The organism is Streptomyces sp. NPDC048506, from assembly GCF_040651315.1.
Lineage (GTDB): Bacteria > Actinomycetota > Actinomycetes > Streptomycetales > Streptomycetaceae > Streptomyces.
This window is the reverse complement of the sequence record NZ_JBEZIX010000056.1, coordinates 1-15,716: the sequence shown is the minus strand read 5'-3', so window position 1 is coordinate 15,716 and position 15,716 is coordinate 1. Positions and strand designations below refer to the sequence as shown.

Annotated in this window: 11 protein-coding genes and 1 pseudogene; 6 read left to right on the top strand and 6 right to left on the bottom strand. The window is 71.1% G+C overall.

Annotated elements, in window-relative coordinates:
- Positions 1-83 precede the first annotated feature (83 nt).
- Both AB0C96_RS34615 and AB0C96_RS34610 read right to left on the bottom strand, forming a co-directional pair.
- Positions 84-1,667 (bottom strand): DUF4157 domain-containing protein, encoded by a 1,584-nt coding sequence (locus AB0C96_RS34615; RefSeq protein WP_362923161.1) that lies wholly within the window; start codon positions 1,665-1,667, stop codon positions 84-86.
- 287 nt (positions 1,668-1,954) lie between these two features.
- Positions 1,955-3,223: a hypothetical protein gene (locus tag AB0C96_RS34610; protein WP_362923092.1), complete on the bottom strand. Its 1,269-nt coding sequence runs from the start codon at positions 3,221-3,223 to the stop codon at positions 1,955-1,957.
- 292 nt (positions 3,224-3,515) lie between these two features.
- Between AB0C96_RS34610 and AB0C96_RS34605 the strand changes: the two genes are divergently transcribed.
- On the top strand, positions 3,516-6,392 hold the full coding sequence (locus tag AB0C96_RS34605) for a BTAD domain-containing putative transcriptional regulator (protein WP_362923090.1): 2,877 nt from the start codon (positions 3,516-3,518) through the stop codon (positions 6,390-6,392).
- A gap of 205 nt (positions 6,393-6,597) precedes the next feature.
- The gene (locus tag AB0C96_RS34600; protein WP_362923089.1) at positions 6,598-7,944 is read left to right on the top strand and encodes a hydrogenase expression protein; all 1,347 of its coding nucleotides are present in this window, start codon (positions 6,598-6,600) and stop codon (positions 7,942-7,944) included.
- A 56-nt stretch (positions 7,945-8,000) separates the two neighbouring features.
- On the opposite strand, the gene AB0C96_RS34595 is transcribed toward AB0C96_RS34600, so the two are convergent.
- The 3 genes from AB0C96_RS34595 to AB0C96_RS34585 all read right to left on the bottom strand — a co-directional run bounded on the left by AB0C96_RS34595 (position 8,001) and on the right by AB0C96_RS34585 (position 11,588).
- A complete protein-coding gene (locus AB0C96_RS34595) occupies positions 8,001-10,091 on the bottom strand; it encodes an ATP-binding protein (RefSeq protein ID WP_362923088.1) in 2,091 nt (696 codons plus the stop codon).
- Complete coding sequence (locus tag AB0C96_RS34590) at positions 10,088-10,747, bottom strand: DUF4255 domain-containing protein (RefSeq protein WP_362923086.1); 660 nt, start codon at positions 10,745-10,747, stop codon at positions 10,088-10,090. The genes AB0C96_RS34595 and AB0C96_RS34590 overlap by 4 nt, the downstream gene beginning before the upstream one ends.
- A 136-nt stretch (positions 10,748-10,883) precedes the next feature.
- Positions 10,884-11,588: a response regulator transcription factor gene (locus AB0C96_RS34585; RefSeq protein ID WP_362923085.1), complete on the bottom strand. Its 705-nt coding sequence runs from the start codon at positions 11,586-11,588 to the stop codon at positions 10,884-10,886.
- 368 nt (positions 11,589-11,956) lie between these two features.
- Here AB0C96_RS34585 and AB0C96_RS34580 point away from each other — a divergent pair, with 368 nt between their 5' ends.
- Positions 11,957-12,808, top strand: a complete 852-nt coding sequence (locus AB0C96_RS34580) for a class I SAM-dependent methyltransferase (protein ID WP_362923084.1) — start codon at positions 11,957-11,959, stop codon at positions 12,806-12,808.
- Positions 12,809-13,130: 322 nt separating this feature from the next.
- The gene (locus AB0C96_RS34575) at positions 13,131-13,784 is read left to right on the top strand and encodes a methyltransferase domain-containing protein (protein WP_362923083.1); all 654 of its coding nucleotides are present in this window, start codon (positions 13,131-13,133) and stop codon (positions 13,782-13,784) included.
- A 3-nt stretch (positions 13,785-13,787) separates the two neighbouring features.
- Here AB0C96_RS34575 and AB0C96_RS34570 read toward each other — a convergent pair.
- Positions 13,788-13,877, bottom strand: a pseudogene (locus tag AB0C96_RS34570) (IS630 family transposase); the annotation flags it as partial.
- A 260-nt stretch (positions 13,878-14,137) separates the two neighbouring features.
- Between AB0C96_RS34570 and AB0C96_RS34565 the strand changes: the two are divergent.
- On the top strand, positions 14,138-14,770 hold the full coding sequence (locus tag AB0C96_RS34565) for a DUF4956 domain-containing protein (protein WP_362923082.1): 633 nt from the start codon (positions 14,138-14,140) through the stop codon (positions 14,768-14,770).
- Entirely contained in the window at positions 14,767-15,588 is an 822-nt protein-coding gene (locus AB0C96_RS34560) for a polyphosphate polymerase domain-containing protein (protein ID WP_362923080.1), read from the top strand. Before AB0C96_RS34565 ends, AB0C96_RS34560 begins: the two co-directional genes overlap by 4 nt.
- Positions 15,589-15,716 lie beyond the last annotated feature (128 nt).

The following is a 15,716-nucleotide window of genomic DNA, read 5'->3' as shown; positions in this document are numbered from 1 at the left end:
TACTCCCTGGATGTGCGAAGTGGTCTGCTCGGTTGTTTCTCGTGCCCTGCGATGGCACATGAAACGAGGGATGGCGATGAGGGTCAGGACATCTCGTACTCGAAGGTGGCGGTGAAGGCGCTCATCGAGGTGGCCGCGATCTTGTCGCACCCCTTGTAGAACTCTTTCTCGTCGTTCGGGTCGAAGCCGTTGGCGGAGACCAGCTGAGCGAGTGCCTGGTACTCGTTGATCGCTCGCTCCTTGAAGTCCCCGTCTTCCTGGTCCACATCCGTGTCACGGTGGAATTGGGAGTCCTTGGAGCCGCCGGTGGCGGAGTTCCCCTTGGCCTTGGCGAAGACGGCGTACTTGTTGAGGGCCTCGTACAGCGTTCCGGCAGCGCCGGTGACGACCTGGTTGAAGGCGGCGATCGCCACGGTCGGGTTGGCCGCGGCACGGCGGAACTCGGCGCCCTGGATGATGGCGACCACCTTCGCGCAGTACCTACGACCGTCCTCGCTCACTCCGTCGAAGTCGTACCCCGGCTCGGTCAGGGCCCGGATGAAGTGCTTGGCGAGTTCCACATCGGACAGGCCGGTGCTGTTCCTGGTGCGTTCGAAAAGTGCCTTGTACTCGCCTTCCTCGGGGCCGCCCAGGACGAAGTTTCCGGTATGGCCGATGGAGTAGGTTTCTCCGGTCGGCTTGTGCTTGAACGGCCTCACCATCTCCTGGCGGTTGCGGAACCCATCAAGATGCTGTTCCGTCCCGCGCAAGGAGAGTCGTCGGCGGACCTCGGCGAGGCGATGGATCTGCTGGCCTTCGGAGAGGTCCACTTCCATGTGATCCGGATTCGACGAACCGGTCTTGACGGCGGTGGGAACGACCGGAGGAAGGTGGGCTGCCGCTGCCTCCTGGACGCGCCTCTCGGCGTCATCCAAGAGTTCTCCGTACGACGTGAATCGACCGAAGTCCCGCTCATCGCCCGCCATCTTGATGATTTCGTCCCGGACCTTCTTCTTGAACTCGTCCGTCCACCGGGTATGGCGTGCCTTGCCCTTGGCGATGAGGGGTGCGAGGGGGTGGACGTCCTGGGCGGCAGTGATGGGCTTGTTCACCATGTTGAACGTTCGCTGCACGGGACGACGCCCGCCCGTGGTGCCGCGGTCCGGGGCGTGCGCGGTGCCGGCCGTCCGTTGCACATCTGCGGAAGGCGCCTGCACATCTGCGGAAAGCACCCGGCTCGCGTTCGCCTCCGCCTCCCGCTCGAACCGGTCGGACGGATCGCTCACCTTCGTCCCGTCGCCGCGGTCCGTGCCCGCGACCGGGCCGTTGCGCTGCTGGATGACGTGGGTCAGCTCGTGAGCGAGCATATGGCGGCCCGCCGCGGAGGACGTGTCGTAGCGGCCGCGCTGGAAGACGATGTGCGAACCGGAGGTGTACGCATGGGCATCGACGGACGCGGCCGATTCGTGGGCGGAGGTGTCGGTGTGCACGCGCACGTCGGAGAAGTCCGCGCCGAGGCGGGACTCCATGTCGGTGCGGACCGGCTCGTCGAGCGGGCGGCCGGGTGTGCGCAGGACGTCTTGGACGGGCGAGCGCTGCACGGTGGGGGGCGCGGTGTGTCCGCAGCCCGCGTGGTGCTGGTGCTGCTCCGGGCCGGCGACGACGGCTGAGAACGCCGCGTTGCCCACGACCCGCTGGAGGACGGCGGCCGCCTCGGGTGTGAGACGCTCCGCCTCGCCGGCCGCTGCCCGGCGGGCGGCATCGGAAGCGGGGGCGGACGCCGTGCGGCCGGCGTGCGCCGCCCCCGAGCGGTCGCTCCCCGAGCCGGGCTGCCGGTCCTGTGCCCGCACGACGTTCCTCCCCCGTCACCACTGCTGCTGTCTCTGCTCCCTACGCTCTCGACCTTGGCCGACGGGCGGGCCGGGCTGTAGAGACGAACGGGCCCCGTCGGGGGCAGCGCGCGTTGCCCGTTCGGTCACGTGCGGGGTGCCGATCGAGCCGCGTAGGCCAGGTTCTCGGCGCGGATGACCGTGTCGAAGGACTGGTCGGTCCCGGCCCGGCCGTACAGCGCGAAGTAGCCGAGGGACTTGCCGTGCTGAAGTGCACTGCCGCGGTCGGCGGCCGACTCGTACGTCAGGCTGTCGGGACCGTCGCGCAGGATGACGGCGGCGAAGTGGTTCGCCCAGCCGTCCGGCGCCGCCCCGGTGAGGTCGACGAAGTGGTTCTCACCGACGGCGGGTGCGTCACGCCGCACGCTGAGGCCGCCGTCCGCCGGGGTGCCGATGAGCTGGGCGGCCGCTGCCTTGCAGTCGTTGGGGAGAGTGATGAGCAGCTCGTGCACCTGGGCCTCCTGGTTCTCGACGGCGGGGAGTCCGGCGAGGAAGTCGGCGGTCAGGCTCGGCATGATGACGGCGAGGTCGGTCAGTCCCTCCCGGCCGGCGCGTTCGGGGTAGGGGAACCGCGCGGCGATCCAGCCACCGCCTATCGTGGCCATCGCCAGCTTCATGGCCTCGGACCGCAGGCCGTCGACGGTGGAGCTGCGCGGTTCGGCCCGCGCCTGGAGCGCCGTCACGATGCGCCGGGTGAGCGCGACGAGCTGCCCGACTTCCGGGGGGTCGGTCAGGGACCGCAGGTAGGCGGCACGCTTCTCGCCGCGCTGTGCCGCACTGTCCCCGCGTACGGGCTCGTGACCGGCTCCCTCCGGGCTCCGGCCCGCGGCCCGTGCGGCGGCCGCGGCCCTGGCCTCGTCCTTGTACACGGGCAGCACCCGGTACAGGGTGCGCTCACCGACCTGCACCGCTGCCCCGCGCTCCAGGGTGATCGGCACCTGGTCCTGGGCGTCGAGGCTGTGTGCGGCGGCGTTGATCATGTCTGCGTCGGCGTATGCCTCGTAGCGGCCACGGATGGCGATGCCGCCGTGCGTGGAGACCTTGTCGAAGCCGTGGGCGGCCGCTCCCTCCGCGTACCGCTGAAGGTGCTGTGGGCCCGCGTACCGCTGAAGTTGGTGTGGGTCCTTTGCGTTCTCCGGCGTCGGGGCCAGCGCGCGAGCGACCGCTGCATTGCCCGCCGTCCGTTGGAGGGTGCGCAGCGCCTCCGACCGGTGGGTGGACAGGGCTGAGGCGGACGTGCCGGGGCGTTCGGGACCGCGGGCCGCGGTCCGCGGCGCCGACTCTCCTCCCGTGGCCCGCCGTTCGTGTGCGTGCACCAGGGCTCCGTTCTGGCGGCCGGTGGTTCGTCGGTCCATGGTCCGTGGTCCGTCCTGGGCGGCCCCACCACCGATTTTCAGCCGGAGCGGGGCAGCACATCCAGAGGCGGAAGGGGAGTCGAACGGGCAGGACGGTTGCCCTGCCGAACACCGGTGGGCGTCGGCGAGCACCGGCGAAGCGCCCGCGTGCACCTACGAGAAGTCCTGGCGGTGGGAGAAATCGGCGGGATCGGCCGTTGGTTCAGTATCGGACGTTTTCCGGGAATCGGTGTCCGTGCGCTGAGCTACGTTCGATAGAGCTGGTGCATCGACGCAGGTCCGAAGGGGCGGCGTGGGAGATCGACAGGGACAGGGGAGCGAGCAGACAGTGCGCGGCGACGCGGACGAACCGGACGAGCTCGAGGGCGCACAGGAGACGAGCAGCCCGAACCGGGACGACGGGTTGCGGTTTCAGGTGCTCGGCCCGGTGCGGGCCTGGAGGGGGGACCGTCCGCTGGATCTGGGCCCGCCACAGCAGCGCGCCATGTTGGTGGTGCTGCTTCTGCACGCGGGCCGGCCGGTATCCGTAGCGCAGTTGGTGGACGCACTGTGGGGCGAGTGGCCGCCGCCGCGAGCGGTGGGCACCTTGCGGACGTACGCCTCTCGGCTGCGCGGCCTGCTGGAGCCGGAACGCAAGCCCCGACAGCCCGCCCAACTGCTGGTGTCCTGCGGGGGCGGCTACGCACTGCGGGTGCCCGCCGAGGCGCTGGACTCGGCCGGTTTCGAGGAGCGGCTGGTCAGGGCGCGCCGGTTGCGGGGGGCGGGCGACACCGCGGGCGCGTACGAGCAGCTGAGAGCTGCGCTCGCGCTCCCGGAGGGCGTGGCACTGGCCGGGCTGCCCGGGCCGTACGCCCAGCGGCAGCGCGACCGGCTCACCGAACTGTGTGTCACCGCTCGGGAGGATCTCTTCGACTGTGCAGTGGAGTTGGGTGGGCACACCGGCTCGATCTCCGACCCGATCGCCGGACTGCGCGCCTTCGCCGCCGAGCATCCGCTGCGCGAACGGGCCCAGGCCCTGCTGATGCGGGCCCTGCACCGCGCGGGCCGCAGGGCGGAGGCCCTTGCGGTGTACGCGGCCACCCGCCGCACCCTCGCCGCCGAACTCGACGCCGAGCCCGGCAGCGAACTCCACGTGCTGTACGCGGAGTTGCGTACTGGGTCGGGAGGCCGTGGGCCTGATCCCGGTCCGAGGTCCGGGCCCGGTGCCGGCCCTCCCGTTGATCGCGTCCGCCCGGATCATGACCGTGCAGGTGATGGCCGTAACCCCCGGCCTCGCCCGCCCCGCCCTACCCGGGACACCTCACACACCGGCACACCGTCTCCCGTACCGGCCCAGCTCCCGCCCGACATCGCCGATTTCGTGGGGCGTACGGAGACCGTCGCCCACCTGGCCTCGGCGCTGCGCGCGGCATCCGGCGGACGGGCACCGGTGGTCGCCACGCTCAACGGGCTCGGCGGGGTCGGCAAGACGGCGCTGGCCGTGCATGTCGCGCAGTCCGTGCGGGCCCACTTCCCGGACGGGCAGCTGTATGTGGACCTACAGGGCACCGGCCCGGCTCCGGCCGACAGCGGCGCCGTTCTGACGCACTTCCTGCGCGCCTTCGGCGTCGCGGAGTGCGCCGTACCGGATGGGGTGGAACAGAAGGCCGCCCTGTACCGCTCGCTGATCGCCGACCGCGGGGTCCTCGTCCTTCTCGACAATGCCCGCGACAGCACCCAGGTGCGGCCGCTGCTGCCCGGGGCACCGGGGTGCGCGGTGCTGGTCACCACCCGCGGGCGGACGCTCGCGCTGCCCGGTGCCCACCGAGTCGACGTGGAGGTGATGGACGAAGGGGAGGCACTGGGACTGCTCGGTGCGATCGTGGGGGCGGAGTGGACGGCCGCCGAGCCGGTTGCCGCGCGCGAACTGGTCGCCGCCTGTGGTGGGTTGCCGCTCGCCGTGCGCATCGCCGCCGCCCGCCTGGCGTCCCGGCCGGGCCGGGCCATGGCCGACCTCGTGGCCCGGCTGGGCGATGAGCGGCGGCTGGATGAGCTACGGCTGGGTGACCTGGGCGTGGAGGCGGCCTTCCGGGCCGACTACGAGGCGCTGGGTCCCGGCCTCGCGCACGCCTTCCGGGCCTTCGCCCTGTGCGGCATGCCGACCTTCTGCCGGGGTGCCGCGGCCGCGGTGCTGGACACGACCGAGGACGAGGCGGAGGCTGCGGTCGAGACGCTGGTCGATGCCGGGCTCGTGGAGCTGTACGGCGACGACTGCTACCGGTACCACGATCTGGTCGGTCTCTTCGCCCGGCGGCTGGGCGAGCGGCATGACAGCCAGGGGGAGCGGGAGGCAGCGCAGCATCGTCTCCTCGACCATCTGCTGGCCACCGCGCAGCACGCGGTGCGGCTGATCAGGCCGCACGGCGTCCCGCCCGATCAGCCGCGCCGCCCGGACTCCCCGGGCCGGCCGCTGGCCGACGCCGACACCGCGCGGGAGTGGCTGCGCCGCGCCCACACGCGGCTGTACACGGCCGTGGAACGGGCCCTGGACGCGGCACCCGGGCTGCTGGGGTCCGCGGTGGATCTCCTCACCGCCTGGTCGCATGCGCTCAGCGGCACCACGCTCCACCGCGACCTCGAACCACTCGTTCACCGCGCCGTGGACAGCGCCCGGCGGCACGGCGACGACGAGGCCACGGCGCGCGCCCTGCACCTCCTGCTGGAACGGCGAGGGGCCGCGCCGAGGCGACGAAAGAAGCCCGGCCCCTGCGGAACGTCGAGGAGGCGCCGTTCCAGGATCCGCCCCGGGAACCGATCCCGGATGGCATTCGGTTTCCGCTCCGGAATCTGCTCCGGCATCCGGTCCGCGTTCCCGCAGGGCGCGATCCGCTCCAGAGGCCACCCCAGAGGCCACCCCAGGGATGGCCGGCGAGGCACGAGCCGGTGCCCCTGGGGCGGCACCTCCGTACCACCAGAGACGACGGAAGCGGCCCTAGCCTGCGGGTATGACGTCGTGGCCCGCTCCGGACCGGGCCGCTGTGACGGTGGATCCCGGCTCCCGTGCCACCGCCCGGCCGAGTGTGCGCACTACGAGGGACACGGTCGAGGAGCGCCTGGGCTCGTTCGACGGGGCACCGTAGGGCCGGTCCCGCATCGAGCCCGCGACCCTGCGGCCGTACTCCGGCAGTGAGAGGACGGCGGAGCTGACGCCGCGCGTACGAGCTGCCGGGCGGATTCGACCAGCGGCCCGTGCCGCCGCGCGCCGGCTGCTCGTGCATGCGCACGGGGCCGTAAGGAGCCGTAGGGAGCCGTAAGGACATCCGGCTCTGCCCCCGGCTCTGCCCTTGCGCACGCTGACCCGGGCCCGGCGCCACCGGTTGACTGCCCTGGTGAGCATGTGGACTTCACTGGAACCGGCCGCGATCACCGTCGACCCCGGTTCCGTCGCGAGGGTAAGGCTGCGGGTACGCAACACGGGCGACACCGTCGAGGAGTACCGGTTGCAACCGGTCGGCGCCGCGGCGGGCTGGACACGAGTGGAGCCGGACGTGCTGCGGCTGTATCCCGGGGCCGAGGGCACGGCGGAGGTCGCCTTCGCGCCACCGCGCACGTCGGACGCCGTGGCCGGTCCCACGCCCTTCGGCATACGCGTCGAGCCGGCCGAGCACCCCGAGATCCGCGATGTCGCCGAGGGACAGGTCACGGTGGGGCCGTTCACCGAACTCCGCTGTGAGCTGGTGCCGTTGGCCGTACGCGGCCGATGGCGTGCCACAGCGGCGGTCGCCGTCGACAACCTCGGCAACCAGCCGCTGACGGTCTCCCTGTCCGGCCGTGAGAACGGCGACGCCCTCACCGTTGTGCCCGAGCCGACATCGGTCCAGGCCGTGCCGGGCCGCGCGGCCTTCGCCCAGCTCAACATCCGGCCCGGCAGGGTGAGTTGGGTCGGCGGAACCAGCAAGCACCCCTTCACCGTCTCCGTGCTGCGAGCCGGGGCCCCGGAGCCGACCGACCTGCGCGGCACCTATCTCCAGCCGTCCGTGCTGCCGCGCTGGGCGATGGCGGTGCTCTCGCTGCTGCTCGTGGCGGCGCTGGCCTTTGTGGCGCTCTGGTTCAAATCGGTGCCCAATGTGTCGACGAGCGCACGGGAGAAGCCCGGTGTGTCCCGCAAACTCCCGGAGAAGCAGCAGAAGCCGCCAACGCCACCGCCACCGCCGCCGTCCAAGGCCCCGGAGGAGAAGCCCGAGGAGCCTCAGAAGGAGCCCCCCAAGGACGAAGGCGGGGACAAGGGCCCGAAGGCGCAGACCATCCGGTCCAACGCCAACGGTGGCTGGTACCTCCAGGCCAACCGGGGCAGCCAGGCGGACGGCACGCAGATCGGCCAGAGCCCCCAGTGGACGGGTGACCAGTTCGGCCGCAACCAGTGGTGGATCATCCACCACTACGCCGAGGACAACACGGTCGCCCTGGAGCCGGGCAGCGCCCCGGGCAGCGTTGCCCAACTGAAGGAGAACACCAACGAGGTCGAGCTCTGGAAGGCCGACCCCGAGCAGCTCAAGTCGGGCCAGCTGCCGCCCCAGCAGAAGTGGCGGCTGGTGGACGCGGGCAACGGCCGCACCCGCATCGTCAACATGCGCAACGAGGAATGCCTGACCGACCTACAGAACGACAAGGGCGCGGTGTCCTGGAAGTGCACCGACGGGTCCGATGACCGGCAGGACTGGAAGATCGCCGAAGGGCCGTGAGGCAGGCCGGGGCCGGCCGGGACATCGCCCGGCCGGCCCCGGCCACACCAGGAGGTTCAGTTCCACACCGGCGACGCGTGCGGCACCAGCCGCCCCATCTTGCGGTACTCGCGCCGCGCCCCGGCCCGTACATCCGCCGCCGTCACCGGCCCGCCGCGCCCCGCCGCGAGATAGCCCGCGGTCACCGCGGCCGACCGGATCGCGCCGCCGGACAGCTCGAACTCGCCGGCGCATGCATCGAGTTCGAGGTCGTCCACGCAGGGGGTGGCCGCAAGACAGGAACGCCACAAGGCGATCCGCTGCCCGGCATCCGGGAACGGGAAATCGACCACCAGGTCCAGCCGCCGGGTGAACGCATCGTCGATGTTGGCGCGCAGATTGGTGGTCAGTACGGCGATCCCGTCGAACGCCTCCAGCCGTTGCAGCAGGTACGCGCTTTCGAGGTTCGCGTACCGGTCGTGCGAGCTCTTGACCTCCGAGCGTTTGCCGAAGACGGCGTCGGCCTCGTCGAAGAGCAGCACCGCGTCGGTGCGGTCGGCCTCGGAGAAGATCCGCTCCAGGTTCTTCTCCGTCTCCCCGACGTATTTGTCCACCACCGCCGAAAGCTCCACCACATAGAGATCCAGACCCAGTTCGCCGGCCACGACCTCGGCGGACAGCGTCTTTCCGGTACCGGATTCCCCGGCGAACAGGGCCACCACGCCCCTGCCGCGCCCACCGCCGGTGCGCAGTCGCCACTCGCCCAGCACCTTCTCCCGATGCCGCGCCCGCTGCACCAATTCGTGCAGCAGGGCCAGCGGTTCGGGCGGCAGGACGAGACCGTCGAAGCCGACGGCGGGCCGTACGCGCCGGGCGTGCCGGTCCAGCAGCGGCGCGGACTGCTGTCGCGCACTGTGCTGGATGTGGGCGGCGGTCACCGGCGTCCCGTCGAAGGCGGCGAGGGCGGAGGCCGCCCGGGCCGCCCGTCGGATCTGGGCGGCGCCCAGCCGGTACGGGGCAACGGCCGCAGCGAGGTCGAAGCCGCCGCCCACGGAGCCGAGTTCGGTGCTCCAGGCCTCGCCGGTCGCCGCCCCGTCGTCCGGTGCGTCCAGCGCGAACAGCTCCGAATCCGGGGCCCAGCCCGGGTCGTACGGCTCGCTTCCGAAGAAGACCACCGGCACGTCCCCGCCCGCGAGCGCCCTGACGAGCGCGTGGGGCCGCTCCGGCAGCGGTCCCACGACGACCGCGGCCCGCCGCAGCCGTGCCTCCCGCAGCAGCGCACCCGCCGGGCCCGCACCGTCACCATGGTGACCATTCGGTCGATACCGCAGCACGGGCAGGCCGGCGCTCCGCAGCCCGTCGGTCACCGGTTCGGCGGCGGTACCGGGCCGGCGCTCCCGGAGATGTACGGCGAGCGGCCGCTCGCTCGCGAGCACGGCGAGTCGCCCGGCGAACGCCTGCGCTTCGGTGCGGGCTCCGCTGCCGGCACAGCCGGCCGCTCGCTGCCTCACCTCCAGCAACTCGACCTCGTCGCCGCTGAGTTCAGGATCAAGGCCGTTGTCCCCCAGTAGATGGGCCACCACCCGTTCCGGTACCCGCAGCGCCCGTCCCGGCAGCGGTCGGTCCTCGTCCTCGACGACCAGCAGCCCACCGGACAGCAGCGGCGCGGAAGGGTGGAAACGGGCGCGGGCCGCGGGGTCGTACGGGCCGGTGCCCGCGAGGTCCAGCGCCAGAGAGACGGTGGCACGGCGACGCCCGACATCGTCGTTGAGGTAGCCGTACAGCGGCTCGAAGCTCCGGTCCACATCGGGCGCGAGCGCGGCCAGGAGGACATGCATGTCCAAGCTCGACAACCCGAACCGCTCGGCGAGCGCGGCCGCCCGATCCGATGGGTCCCAGGGGCCCGAGGCCTCGCCCTCCGGTCCGCCCGCATACGCCCCCCGCGCACACCCCTCGCCCGAGTACGCCGCGCCCATGCCCTCCGCCGGCGACCGCGCGGCCAGCCTTCTGGCCGTATCCGGGGTCACATACAGCCCGCGCAGCGGGTCCGAAGCCGTCGGATCGTCGGCGCTGCGCCGCTCGACCAGTCCGGCCACCCGCTCCCGCAACCCCGCCAGCCGGCCGATCAGCGCGCCGCCGGCGCTCTCGATCACCGTTGTGCCGCTCACCGTTCCTCCTCGCTGCCCCTTGCGGACGGCCGGGCACCTGGAGCGGACCGGAGCATCCGGGGCCGGGAGTCGCCCGGGACGCCGTCGAGTCCGCGGACGACCGTGACCGCGCCCTCCGTGACCGGCGGCGCCACCTCGTACGCGGGCGAGACCGGGAAGGGCACGGTGATCACCACGTCCAGGGACGGCTTGAGTTCGCCGCCGAGCGCGGACCAGATGTCGGCGATCGAGCGGGACTCGGGCGGCGGCACCGCCGCGGTGAGCGGGATGCTCACCTCCAGTGCGCGGAGCGCGTTCGACAGCGCGGCCACCGGCAGGATCTCGTGCGAGAGCAGGCACCCCAGCGTGGCGGAGAGCAGCCGGTGCTCGTCCTCCGGGCGTGTGGTCCACGCCGTGACCAGGTAGGACAGCCGGAACCAGCGTCGCGGCTGATGTCTGCGCACGACCACACCATCGGCGCCGCGTTCCGAGATCGCCCCGCGCTCACGGCGTGCGACGTCCTCGCGTATGTCGTACAGATACGCATTGAGCGTGGGCGCGTTGCGCCGCGCCGCCCAGTCGCGGGTCGGCGCCTCGAACGCGACGTCCCCGGCGCCGTCCGGCAGTACTCCGCCGCGCAGCACGGACCGCATCGCCTCATCGACTTCGTGAATCACGCCCGTTCCCCCGCCCGACGACCCGCCGCTGCCTGAACTTCTTCCACCAATTCCGTCACCGCTGCTTCGCCATCGGCTCTCGCATCCATACCTGTCTCTGCCACCGCACCCACTTGCGTGTCGGCTTCCGCCCCCATCAGATGTATCCCTCTCGCAGCGCGTACGCGACAGCGTGCGCGCGGTTGTGCAACTGAAGCCGCGTCATCAGGGCGTGCAGAATGTTCTTGACGGTGCGTTCGGAGTAGGCGAGCTTCTGGGAGATCTGCCGGGTGTCCATCCCCTCGGCGACCAGCCGCAGCACATCGACCTCGCGCGGCGCCATACCGAGCGTCGGCACGAGCCCCGCGGGGGCGGATGTCTCCGCCGATCGTCGCAACTGCCCCACCTGTGTGAGCAGCCTGCTGATGAGGTCCGGCGGGAGGTCTCCCTCACCGCGCGCCGCGCTCTGCACCGCCCGTAACAACCGCTGCGGGGTGGTCTGATGACGCCAGAGGATGGCCCGTACGCCGTACTCCACGACCGCCATCAGCTCCGGCTCGCGCAGATCCCGGGCAATCAGCACCACCCGCTGCTCACCACCCCGTACGAGCCGTCTCAGTTCGGTCGCTGCGATCTCGTCGAACTGGTCGATCGGCATGATCGCCACATTCCCGACCGCCTCCCCATCACCTTCCTTCTCCTTCTCCCTCCCACGTTCCGCCTGTTCCGCCCGTCTGACCGCCGCGCCGCCCTGGTCCTGGACGATCTCGACGGTGGGCTGGTGCTGTAGGTGACTGACGACTCCGGCCCGACTGAGCGGGTCGGAGGCGTGCACCGACACCGTGACACGTGTATCCAGCACTTAAATCCCTCGTCTCGCCCCGTTTTACCGACTGCCGCAGAATGCGCGAAGGTAATCAACAGACGCTTACCGGGTGATCAACGCCGGAAACGAACACCCTGAGCGCCCCAGGCAAAGAGAGTCACGCCCACCGAATCGCCCCCCATCGGGTTCGCGGTGGCCGACTCGCCGGCCAACCGCCTGCGCGCTCGCTCTGATCCTTGGTCAGCAGAGGTGGACCCTTGCGCCGAAGCGCCCCAGTACATACCTTGATGATGTATCGGTTCGATACATCGAGCCGATAGCTTGTGCCGCCCCGGTCATGTCAACCCTGGCCGGCCATCCGCGGTCCGTGCACCTGACACGGATCGCTGACAACAGGAGCTGTGTTGAGGCGGACCGACGACGGCACGGAGCAACACCAGGACCACACGCGTGGCCGCGCGCTCATGGAGCAGAAGTTGCAGAAAGACGAACGGCTGCTTCACAGTTCGTCGTTCGGCGCGGCGGCGGGCGCCTACGCCGAGCACCGCCCTGACTACGCGCAGGCCGCGGTGTGCTGGGCACTCGAACCCGCGCCCGGCCCGCGGGTACTCGACCTCGGCGCCGGGACCGGCAAGCTCACCGGCACGCTGGTCGCGCTGGGCGTCGACGTCGTGGCGGTCGAGCCCGACCCGGCGATGCTGGCCGAACTGCGCCGCGGTCTCCCGGCCGTGCGCGCCCTGCCGGGCAGCGCCGAGGCGATACCGCTCCCGGACGCGTCCGTCGACGCCGTGCTGTCCGGCAACGCCATGCACTGGTTCGACATGGACGTCGCGGGACCCGAGATCGCCAGGGTCCTGGCACCCGGCGGGGTTCTGGCGGGCCTGTGGAACGTCTTCGACGACCGAGTCGACTGGGTGGCCGGGCTCGCACGGGTCAGCGGGAGCGCGTCCATCGGCCCGCGCGACGTGCCCACCAGTTGGCGTGCCGAGACAGCCGGCATGCACCTCCCCAAGACGGGCGGGGACGCCCGGTTCGACTCGCCGGAACAAGCGGAGTTCCCGCATGGGCAGCGTCGGACCGCCGACTCCCTCGTCGCGACCCTCGCGACCAAGGCGGGAATGCTGGTCATGCCGGAGCAGGAACGGGAGGCCGCGCTGGGCCGGACCCGCGCCTATCTCGCGAGCCGACTGGAGACCGCCGACGGCGAGTTCACCCTCCCGATGCTGACCGGCGTGCTGCGCGTCCGGCGGTTGTGAAAGTGTTACGAGCTCTGAGCGTTATCGGCTCCAGCACAGGGGCATGTAGGGGAGATGTTCCATGCCGCCCCGTCAGTCGGTTTCGCCGTGCAGCTTGAGCCCTTCAAGAAGGGCCCGGGCGTCGTGCCGTACGTGGTCCACGGGGTCGGAATCGGCGAGGTGGCGGACCAACTCCACGAGGTCCGGTCACGGCACATCGTGCCGTGACCGTAAACGATCACCGGCGTGGTGTGACGGCTGGGCGTCTACAGCGGTGGATGTCGCGCAGATCAGCTGAAGGTCGTGCCACGGCCTGTCAGTTGCCTGGTCTAGGGTCGCCCGCATGGCTGAGCTCTCCTTTCTGACCGCCGTCCGCGAGTCGTACGACACGGTCGCCGCCGATTACGTCGAACGCGTCCCGCCTCCATCCGAGATGGACCCGCTGTCACGCGCGATGCTGGCGGGGTTTGCCGAACTGGTGCGGACGGCCGGTCTGGGGCCGGTCGCGGACCTGGGGTGCGGTCCCGGACGCGTGACGGCGCACCTGGCCGGGCTGGGGGTGTCCGTCTTCGGCGTCGATCTGTCGCCGAAGATGGTCGGGCTGGCCCGGCACGCCTATCCGAACCTGCGGTTCACGGAGGGCTCGATGACCGCGCTGGAGACGAGGGACGACGAGCTCGGCGGCATCCTGGCCTGGTACTCCACCCATCACACGCCCCCGCAGTGGCTGCCGGATGTGTTCGCCGAGTTCCACCGCACGCTCGCGCCCGGTGGTTGTCTGCTCTGGGGAGACTATGTCGGCAATGAGCGGCTGCAGCCGACCCACGGCTATGGCCGTCCGGTGTCCTACGAGTCGTACCTCCTGCCCCTGGACCGCATGGTCGAGCTGCTGGAGCAGGCCGGACTCGTCGTCACCGCGAGACTGGAGCAGGAGCCCGGCGGACGGGTGAACAGGCCGCGCGCCTGCCTCCTGGCCCGCAAGCCCGAAAGGCCCTGAAGGGGCGTACTCGATCCGGTCCAGCTTGGCGTCGAAGTCGGGGTCGGTGGACTCCTTCCACGTCTTGGTCCGCTGCAGCATCATCGCCCGCCGGACCGGGCAAGCGCGCGGAACACATCGACCACCGCGTCGATTTGACCGTTGGGCGCCGTGCAGGCGGTGGGTCGTCCCGGCCGCAGAGGGGGGCGCCGTCCGCGGCGGCGAGCGCCGAACGGGCAAGCCGTGATGTGCATTCGGACACTTACCAACAGTAACTGCCAAGATCCGCCAACATTCCTCAAGGAGGGGGTGACTGTTCACCTGGAGTTTCCCTAGGGTCTGGCTCTCCTCCGTTCTTCACAGAGAGTGGAACCATGGATTCGATGCGTCACATCGTCGCCCATCTGGGGCTCGACCTCGCCGCCATCTGCCTGTTGACGTTCGCGATCTACTATCCGAGGCACCGACGCCGTGACCTCGTGCCGGCGTATCTGGCCCTGAACGTCGCCCTGTTCACCGTCGTCGTGGCGCTCGCCGCAGTGGGCGGCAGCGGAGGCATGGCGGTCGGCTTCGGCCTCTTCGGAGTCCTGTCGATCATCAGGCTCCGCTCCGACTCCGTCCAGCACGAGGAAGTCGCCTACTACTTCACCACGCTCGTCCTCGGACTCATCTGCGGGCTGCCGCACCTGGCGTTCGGCCTCGCCGCCGTGTTGAGCGCCGTGCTCCTGCTGGTCGTCTACGCAGCGGATCACCCGCGGCTGTTCGCCCGAGCCTGTCGCACGGTCGTCACCCTCGACACCGTCCACAGCGACCCCGCCCCGCTCCGAGCCGACCTCGCGCGGCGCCTGGGCGAACCAGTGAAGTGGGCGGTCGTGGAGGTGGACTTCGTGCGCGATCTGATGGTCGTCGACGTCCGTTACCGCGAGGCCGCGACGAGGGCCGTCGGCCAGCAGACGGCCGGGGCCGACCTCGTGCGTCCGACCGCGCCCGTCCTGGACGCGGCATGACGGCCGGGACGGCGGTGCTCGCCCCCGCGGCCGTACAGGCCATCAACGAGGCGGCCCACGACGCCGACCCCATGTCCCTCGCAGAGGTCAACGAGCGGTCCGCCCTGCTCGCGCGCTTCGACCGCAGCTATCTGGTACCGGCAGAGACGTTCGCGCACGTGGTCGGCCGGCTCACTGCGCCACAGCGCCGCGGCCGGCCGCTACGCGCGCTGGCCATCGACGGCCGTCGCGTCTTCCGCTATCACTCGGTCTACTACGACACCCCCGGCCTCCGGTCCTTCCACGACCACCGCCAGGGCCGCCGCCTCCGCTTCAAGATCCGCGAGCGCGTCTACGAGGACACCGGCGAGCGGCAGTACGAGATCAAGCTCAAGGGCCGCCGCGGCGACACTGTCAAGCACCGTCGACCCCTCACCGGATCGGACACCCCGCTCGACGCCGCCCACCAGGCATTCCTCGCAACAACCCTCGACCGGGCCTATGCGATCGCCGCGCCCGCCACACTGCATCCCTCCCTGAGCACGGACTACCTCCGTGCGACCTTCGTGGGCGACGGCGAGCGCATCACCTGCGACGCGGGACTGGTCTGCATCGACCTGAGGACGCAACAGGCCGTGCACTGTGACACGGACCTCGTACTGGTAGAGACGAAATCGACCGGGCACCTGACTGACGCGGACCGGGTCCTGCACACCCACGGTCTGCACCCGGCCGTCTTCACCAAGTACTGCGGCGCACTCGCCGCGCTACATCCGTCTCTCCCCGCCAACCGCTGGCGCCGCGCGGCGCGCCGGGCGTTCGAGGCTGGAGCAAGGTAGCCGTCCCCCCTCCCGTAGTGGCGGCGGCTGACGGGCGCGTGCGGGGCGGCCCCCATCCCCCACCGCCGCCCCCCCCGCGACAAGCCCCCGTACCCCCGCGCAAACTAGACCCGGGGGTGGGGCAAAAA

Excerpts from the sequence above, each read along its gene's own strand:
- AB0C96_RS34610 (WP_362923092.1), bottom strand. The coding sequence starts at position 3,223 with ATGGACCGACGAACCACCGGCCGCCAGAACGGAGCCCTGGTGCACGCA.
- AB0C96_RS34565 (WP_362923082.1), top strand. The coding sequence starts at position 14,138 with ATGGATTCGATGCGTCACATCGTCGCCCATCTGGGGCTCGACCTCGCC.
- AB0C96_RS34560 (WP_362923080.1), top strand. The coding sequence starts at position 14,767 with ATGACGGCCGGGACGGCGGTGCTCGCCCCCGCGGCCGTACAGGCCATC.
- AB0C96_RS34575 (WP_362923083.1), top strand. The coding sequence starts at position 13,131 with ATGGCTGAGCTCTCCTTTCTGACCGCCGTCCGCGAGTCGTACGACACG.
- AB0C96_RS34600 (WP_362923089.1), top strand. The coding sequence starts at position 6,598 with ATGTGGACTTCACTGGAACCGGCCGCGATCACCGTCGACCCCGGTTCC.